The sequence below is a fragment of the Streptomyces sp. NPDC042371 genome (genome assembly GCF_056437465.1).
In genome coordinates this window covers 152,581-159,261 of record NZ_JBWKAP010000015.1, presented here as the reverse complement: position 1 = coordinate 159,261, position 6,681 = coordinate 152,581, and the positions used below count along the sequence as shown (strand labels likewise).

Annotated in this window: 6 protein-coding genes; 1 reads left to right on the top strand and 5 read right to left on the bottom strand. The window is 71.1% G+C overall.

Features of this window, described 5'->3' with window-relative positions:
* Nucleotides 1-91: 91 nt before the first annotated feature.
* From AC068B_RS35005 to AC068B_RS34995, 3 genes are all read right to left on the bottom strand, one after another.
* The gene (locus AC068B_RS35005) at nucleotides 92-910 is read right to left on the bottom strand and encodes a YceI family protein (RefSeq protein ID WP_468565515.1); all 819 of its coding nucleotides are present in this window, start codon (nucleotides 908-910) and stop codon (nucleotides 92-94) included.
* A gap of 200 nt (nucleotides 911-1,110) precedes the next feature.
* Nucleotides 1,111-3,609 (bottom strand): MFS transporter, encoded by a 2,499-nt coding sequence (locus AC068B_RS35000; protein ID WP_478675542.1) that lies wholly within the window; start codon nucleotides 3,607-3,609, stop codon nucleotides 1,111-1,113.
* Between the two features lie 97 nt (nucleotides 3,610-3,706).
* Complete coding sequence (locus tag AC068B_RS34995; RefSeq protein WP_478675536.1) at nucleotides 3,707-4,201, bottom strand: MarR family winged helix-turn-helix transcriptional regulator; 495 nt, start codon at nucleotides 4,199-4,201, stop codon at nucleotides 3,707-3,709.
* A gap of 175 nt (nucleotides 4,202-4,376) precedes the next feature.
* On the opposite strand from AC068B_RS34995, the gene AC068B_RS34990 reads away from it, so the two are divergent.
* Nucleotides 4,377-4,580 carry a hypothetical protein gene (locus AC068B_RS34990; protein ID WP_356261330.1) on the top strand — a complete coding sequence of 68 codons (204 nt, stop codon included), beginning with the start codon at nucleotides 4,377-4,379 and terminating at the stop codon, nucleotides 4,578-4,580.
* Between the two features lie 287 nt (nucleotides 4,581-4,867).
* On the opposite strand, the gene AC068B_RS34985 is transcribed toward AC068B_RS34990, so the two are convergent.
* Both AC068B_RS34985 and AC068B_RS34980 read right to left on the bottom strand, forming a co-directional pair.
* Nucleotides 4,868-5,656: a hypothetical protein gene (locus AC068B_RS34985; protein WP_478675535.1), complete on the bottom strand. Its 789-nt coding sequence runs from the start codon at nucleotides 5,654-5,656 to the stop codon at nucleotides 4,868-4,870.
* A 98-nt stretch (nucleotides 5,657-5,754) separates the two neighbouring features.
* A complete protein-coding gene (locus AC068B_RS34980) occupies nucleotides 5,755-6,618 on the bottom strand; it encodes an RNA polymerase sigma factor SigF (protein WP_356261335.1) in 864 nt (287 codons plus the stop codon).
* Between the last annotated feature and the right edge of the window lie 63 nt (nucleotides 6,619-6,681).

The window sequence follows — 6,681 nt, the reverse complement described above, 5'->3', positions numbered from 1 at the left end:
CTAGTAGCTCCGCTACGAGGGCCTTCCGGCGCCTTGCGATCGCACGCACCAGACGCCGCTCCTTGCTCCACGCCGACCCATCGGACAGACCCTAGACCTGCGGCAGGACCTCCCCCTGCACGGCCTGGATGTCCAGCGTCACCTTCAGCGTCGTGCCGATCGCCGAGATGCCCGCCTGCACCACCTGGTTGTAGTTCATCGCGAAGTCCTCGCGCCGCAGCTCCGCCGTGGCCCGGAAGGCCGCCCGCGTGCCACCCCACGGGTCGGCCCCGGTCCCCAGGTAGCTCAGGTCCAGGTCCACCGGCCGTACGACCCCGTGCATGCCGAGCTCGCCGTGGACCGTCCACCGGTCCGTCCCCGCGGGCGTTAGCCCGCTGGACCGGTACGTGATCTCCGGGTACTGCTCGACGTCCAGGAAGTCCGCCGACTTCAGGTGCCCGTCCCGCATGCCGTTGCCCGTGTCGATCGAGGCCGACCTGATGACCGCCTCGACCCGCGACTTCTCGACGTCCTCGGCGATCTCGATCCGGCCGCCGAACTCGGTGAACCGCCCGTGCACGCTGGTGATCCCGAGGTGCTGGGCGACCGCGCCCACGGTCGAGTGGGCCGGGTCGACGGTCCACGGGCCCGGCGGCGGCAGCTCGGTGCCGCCCTGCCGGGCGAGGACGACGTTGCCGACCTCCGCCCGCCCGCTCGCCGTGACGAGCGCGGTGGACGCGACGGGCGCGTATCCGACGGCGGTGACGATGACGGTGTAGGGCCCGGCCGCGAGGGCGGTCCCATCCCGTACGACGCCTTCCACGTCCGCGTCGGCCCGCAGTACCTGCGTCCCGGTCATGTCCGTCACCGTGACGACGGCGTGGGGCACGGCCCATCCGTCACGCGTCCGGATCCGAGCGTTCAGTGCCATCCCGTTTACTCCTTGCCGGGCCTTCCGCTGCGGAAAGCCCCAAAGTCCAAGCTCAGTTCACGCTTAACAAGCAGACGGCCCCCGGCCCGGCGGTGACTGGCCGTCCCCTGCCATGAATGCCACCGCCGGGCCGGGGGCCCTTTCCGCAACCGGCCCGGGGCCGCGCCTCCGCTCGGGGCGCGGCCTCGGACCGGAGCCGGTCACTCGCCCGGGTGGGCGAGCTCGATGTCGTGGCCGTCGATGCCGCTGCCGGCCACCGTCAGCCCCGTGGCCACCGGCGGGTAGCCGGTCGCGATGACCGTGTAGTCGCCGCTGTCCAGGTCGGTGAAGGCATACGCCCCGTCCGTCCCGGTGGTCGCGGTGGCGACGACGTTGCCCGCGGCGTCCACCAGGGTGACGCGGGCGTCGTTCAGGGCCTTGCCGCCCGCCCGCACGGTGCCGAGCACCTGCGCGCCGGAGTTGAGCTCGACCTCGACCCGGGTGACCCCGGTGCCGCCGACCTCGACGGGGAGCGCGAGCGGCCGGTGTCCGGCGGCGTTCACCGCGATGGTGACGGTGCCGGGGACCAGCTCGGCGAAGGTGAACTCGCCCTGCTCACCGGAGAGTCCGGTGGCGAGGACGTCACCGCGCACGTCGGTCACGATGACCATCGCGCCGCTCACGGGCAGCTTGCTGTCCGCGTCCCGCACCAGACCGCTGAGCCCGCTGGTGCCGCTGAGCAGGATGTCGTACGCGAGGGCGTCCTCGCCCACGACGACCGTGGAGGCCTGCGGCTGGAACCCGTCGGCCGACGCGATGAGCACGTACGAACCCGCACCCGGGGCGTCGACGGCGTAGGAGCCGTCGCCCTGGGCGACCGAGCGGCCGAGCTGCCGTCCCCCGAGGGAGATCAGCGTGACGGCGGCCTGCGGGACGGGCGCGCTCTCGGCGCCGCGGACGAAGCCGCGTACCGGAACGCCACCCGTGACCGGCGGCAGCTCACCGGCGCCGGGCTGTGCGGCGGACGCCGTGGCGGCGAGCCGCTGGGTGCCCTCCGGGCCGGTCCCGTCCCCCGTGGCGACGGAGGCGAGCACGGGCTGCTCGGCGGTGGCGGCCGTGGCGGCCGTGGTGGCCGTGGTGTCGGTGGTGGCGGTGGCGACCGCGGTGTCGGCCGGAGCCGGGCTGTCCGCGGTCTGCGCGGCGGCCTGGGCCAGGGCGCCCGACGTCCGCAGCGGGACCTCCTTGATGAACAGCGTGAGCAGGAAGGCGATCAGCGCCATCGGAGCGGCGATGAGGAAGACATCGGCGATGCCGTGTCCGTACGCGCTCTCCATGACCGTGCGGAACGGCTCCGGGATCTTGTCGAGGTCCGGGATGCCGCCGCCACCGGTGCCGCCGTGGCCGAATTGCGCCGCGGCCTTCGGGCCGAGGTCGGTGATGCCGTCCTTGACGTAGTCGGTGATCCGCGTGGCCATGATCGCGCCGAGCGCCGAGACACCCATCGCACCGCCCAGGGAGCGGAAGAAGGTGACGGTGGAGCTGGCGGAGCCGAGGTCCTCGGGAGCGACCTGGTTCTGCGTGCAGAGCACGAGGTTCTGCATCATCATGCCGATGCCGAGACCCATCAGGGCCATGAAGATCGCGATGTGCCAGTACTCGGTGTCGTACCGGATGGTGCCGAGCAGCCCGAGACCCGCGGTGACCAGCAGGCCGCCCGCGACCAGCCAGGCCTTCCACTTGCCCGTCTTGGTGATGATCTGACCGGACACGGTGGAGGAGACGAACAGTCCACCGATCATCGGGATGGTCATGACGCCGGACATCGTCGGGGACTCGCCCCGCGCCAGCTGGAAGTACTGGCTGAAGAAGACCGTGCCCGCGAACATCGCGACACCCACGAAGAGCGAGGCGAGCGAGGCGAGCGTGATGGTGGGGTTGCGGAAGAGCCGCAGCGGGATGATCGGCTCGGCCGCCCTGGACTCGACGAACACGAAGATCAGCGCGAGCAGCACCGAACCGCCGACCATGGCGCCGGTCTGCCACGACATCCAGTCGTACTTGTCACCGGCGAAGGTGACCCAGACGAGCAGCAGGCAGACGGCGGCGCTGATGAAGAAGGCACCGGCCCAGTCGACCTTGACGTCACGCTTGACGACGGGGAGCTTCAGGGTCTTCTGCAGGACGATGAGCGCGATGATCGCGAAGGGCACGCCGACGTAGAAGCACCAGCGCCAGCCGAGCCACGAGGTGTCCGTGATGACACCGCCGAGCAGCGGGCCGCCGACGGTGGCGACGGCGAAGGTCGCGCCGAGGTAGCCGGAGTAACGCCCGCGCTCGCGCGGGGAGATCATCGCGGCCATGACGATCTGCGCAAGGGCGGAGAGACCGCCCACGCCGATGCCCTGCACAACGCGGCAGGCGATCAGCATCCCTGCGCTCTGCGAGAGACCGGCGACGACCGAGCCGCCGACGTAGATGACCAGGGCTATCTGGACCAGGGCCTTCTTGCTGAAGAGGTCCGAGAGCTTGCCCCACAGCGGCGTCGTCGCGGTCATCGCGAGCAGCGACGCGGTGACGACCCAGGTGTAGGCGGACTGGCCGCCGCCGAGGTCGCCGATGATTTCGGGCAGGGCGTTGGAGACGATCGTCGACGACAGGATCGCCACGAACATGCCGAGCAGCAGCCCGGACAGTGCTTCCATGATCTGCCGGTGCGTCATCGGAGCGTTCTCACCGTTGTGGCCGTGGTGAGCTCCGTGCTTGGCGTGGCTGCCCCGCACACCGGCTGGTGTGGTTGTTGCCATGGACTTCCTTTTCTTACGCGGGTGTACGGGTGGTCTCGGACGTGGTCCGCACGTCGTGGGCCAGCCGGGCGGTGGCCGCACGGCAGTCCCCGAAGCTGTCGCGCAGTCGCGCCAGCAACGTGCTGAGCTGGACGACCTCGTCGTCGCTCCAGTCGTGCAGGTAGTGGGTGAGCGTCCGGATGGAGAGCTCGGAGAGCTCGTCCACCTTGGCCTTGCCCTCGGGCGTGAGCCGCAGGATCCGGGAGCGCTTGTCGGCGGGGTCGGGATCGCGGACGATCCACTCCTTCTCCGCGACATGGGCGACGTGGCGGCTGGTCACCGACGTGTCGACGGCGAGCAGCTCCGCGAGCCTGCTCATCCGCATCGCACCGTGCCGGTCGAGCAGAATGAGTACGGCGGCGGATCCGGCGGGGCAGTCGTGCGGCAGGCCCCGTCCGAGACCACGCTTCACGGCACCGATGGCGCTGAGCTGTCGGGCCAGCTCCTCGTACTGACGCTGCGCGGCCACGGCACCTCCAATTTTTTTGTTGCTTAGGGCAACGATAGAAGCAGTTGGTTGCCGCAGGCAAACTAAAACGGGGCGGGCGGACTAAAGAGTCGGCAAAGCTCTGGGACCCCGCTTGTAAAGTCCCTGGCCAGAGGGGGTTGGGCCGATGGCGGTGGATTCGCTAGGGTCCTGCTCCATGGCACACAACCCCCAGGGCAATCAGGGCAACCCCGACCCCGCCGGTAACACGCAGATGTTCCGCGCCTTCGTCGACGAGGCGCCGCAGGGCCGCCAGCAGCAGGCGGCGGCTTCCTCTTCCGGCCCGCGGGTGGGCCTGATCATCGGCGTGATCCTCGCGATCGCCGTCGTGGCGGGCGTGGCCTGGCTGGCGCTCGCCTAGCGGCGCTTGGGCGGTTTCGTCTGCGGGTCGGCTGTGGCTGGTCGCGCAGTTCCCCGCGCCCCTGGGTGGTCCGGGGTTGGCCTGGACTCTGTTTCGGTGGGGCCGGGCGAGGCTCTGGTGCGGGTCGGCTGTGGCTGGGCGCGCAGTTCCCCGCGCCCCTGGGCAGGCCGGGGCGGGCCCGGACTTTTGGTGGGGCCGGGCGAGGTTCTGGTCAGGGGCGCGGGGAACTGCGCGAGCGACCACGACGCAGCCGCAGACGAAACCGGCCCCCGGCGGCAGCCCCTCCGCTACTGCCACTTCACCGCGACGTCCCGCGTCTCCACGTGCATGCCGAGTGGAACCCGCCACGCGTCGACGCATACCGGCCAGGTTTTCTCCTTCTTCTGACCGGGGCCGAGCGGCGCGGGCAGCTTCACGGTCGACTCGATCGTGGCCCAGTCGACGCCGAGCGCGCCGATGATGTGCGTACCGAAGGTGACCGTGCCCGAACGCACCGGTGAGCCACCGGTGTTGCGGAAGGCGACGGTCACTTTCTCGCACCAGCGCTTGTCCGCGGGCTTCCGCTCGGGGTCGCCGACGGAGAGCGCGGCGGGGCCGTCCGGCGGCTGCGGCTTCGGGTTCGGCTTCGGGTCCTGAGTGCCGGGGCCGTCCGTGCCGGGGGCCGACGGGCTGCCTGAGCCGCCGTTCGTACGCCCGGAGTCCGGACCGTCGCTCGACGAGGAGCCGTCGCCGGACGGGGCCGAGGACCCGGAACTCCCTTCCGCGGCGGGCGACTTCCCCTCCGAGCCGCCTGCGCCGCGCGACGCGGCCGAGGAGGACGAGTCGCCCGAGGGCGCCCCGGACGCGCTGTCGCCCTTGCCGGAGGGCCTCGCGCCGTCGCCGCCCTTGTCGAGCGGCACCAGCTTCACGTCGCCGCTCGGCCCCACGGTCTTCCCGGGGGCCCGCTCGGGCGCGGCTCCGGCCGCGCCTGTCGCCACGTAACCGTCGCCGCCGCTGTTGCCGCAGGCGGACAGCAGCCCGCCGAGGCAGAGCGCGGCGGCACTCGCACCGAGCACGTTCCGTACGCCACGTCGCATCGCGCCAGTGTCGCTGACGGGTCGTCAATTAGGAACCCCGTCAGCAACACCGGCCACGCGACCGTGTGGCTGTGCGTCCGCGTCACCTGCCCGCGCCGTCAGTCCGAGATGAGCCCCTCGCGGAGCTGCGCGAGCGTCCGGGTCAGCAGCCGGGAGACGTGCATCTGCGAGATGCCGACCTCCTCGCCGATCTGCGACTGCGTCATGTTGGCGAAGAAGCGCAGCATGATGATGCGGCGCTCGCGCGGCGGCAGCTTGGCGAGCAGCGGCTTGAGGGACTCGCGGTACTCCACGCCCTCCAGCGCCGTGTCCTCGTACCCGAGGCGGTCGGCGAGGGAGCCCTCGCCGCCGTCGTCCTCGGGGGTCGGGGAGTCGAGCGAGGAGGCCGTGTACGCGTTCCCCACCGCGAGGCCGTCGACGACGTCCTCCTCCGAGACGCCGAGCGCGGCGGCGAGCTCGGGCACGGTCGGCGAGCGGTCGAGCCGCTGGGCGAGCTCGTCACTGGTCTTCGTGAGCGCGAGCCGCAGCTCCTGCAGTCGGCGCGGCACGCGCACCGACCAACTGGTGTCCCGGAAGAAGCGCTTGATCTCCCCGACGACCGTCGGCATCGCGAACGTCGGGAATTCCACGCCGCGTTCGCAGTCGAAACGGTCGATGGCCTTGATCAGGCCGATCGTGCCGACCTGGACGATGTCCTCCATCGGTTCGTTGCGACTGCGGAAGCGTGCTGCCGCGTACCGCACGAGCGGGAGGTTGAGTTCGATGAGCGTGTCGCGCACATACATGCGCTCCGGGCTGTCCTGGTCGAGCGCGGCGAGCCGCAGGAAGAGGGAGCGGGACAGGGTCCGGGTGTCGATGGCTTCCGAGGCTGTTGAGCTTTGAAGCGCGTCGGGCGCGGATTCGCTCGGGCTCTTGACGAGCGTGAGCGTGAGCACCTTCGAGCTGCCCTGGTCTGCGGACATGCCACCCCCTTGAGGTCGCGGACGGTCGCGGCGAGCGCTCCCGTCGGAGGAACGCAGCCTCCA

Coding starts and splice junctions, on each gene's coding strand:
- AC068B_RS35005 (WP_468565515.1), bottom strand. CDS start 910: ATGGCACTGAACGCTCGGATCCGGACGCGTGACGGATGGGCCGTGCCC.
- AC068B_RS35000 (WP_478675542.1), bottom strand. CDS start 3,609: ATGACGCACCGGCAGATCATGGAAGCACTGTCCGGGCTGCTGCTCGGC.
- AC068B_RS34990 (WP_356261330.1), top strand. CDS start 4,377: ATGGCACACAACCCCCAGGGCAATCAGGGCAACCCCGACCCCGCCGGT.
- AC068B_RS34985 (WP_478675535.1), bottom strand. CDS start 5,656: ATGCGACGTGGCGTACGGAACGTGCTCGGTGCGAGTGCCGCCGCGCTC.
- AC068B_RS34980 (WP_356261335.1), bottom strand. CDS start 6,618: ATGTCCGCAGACCAGGGCAGCTCGAAGGTGCTCACGCTCACGCTCGTC.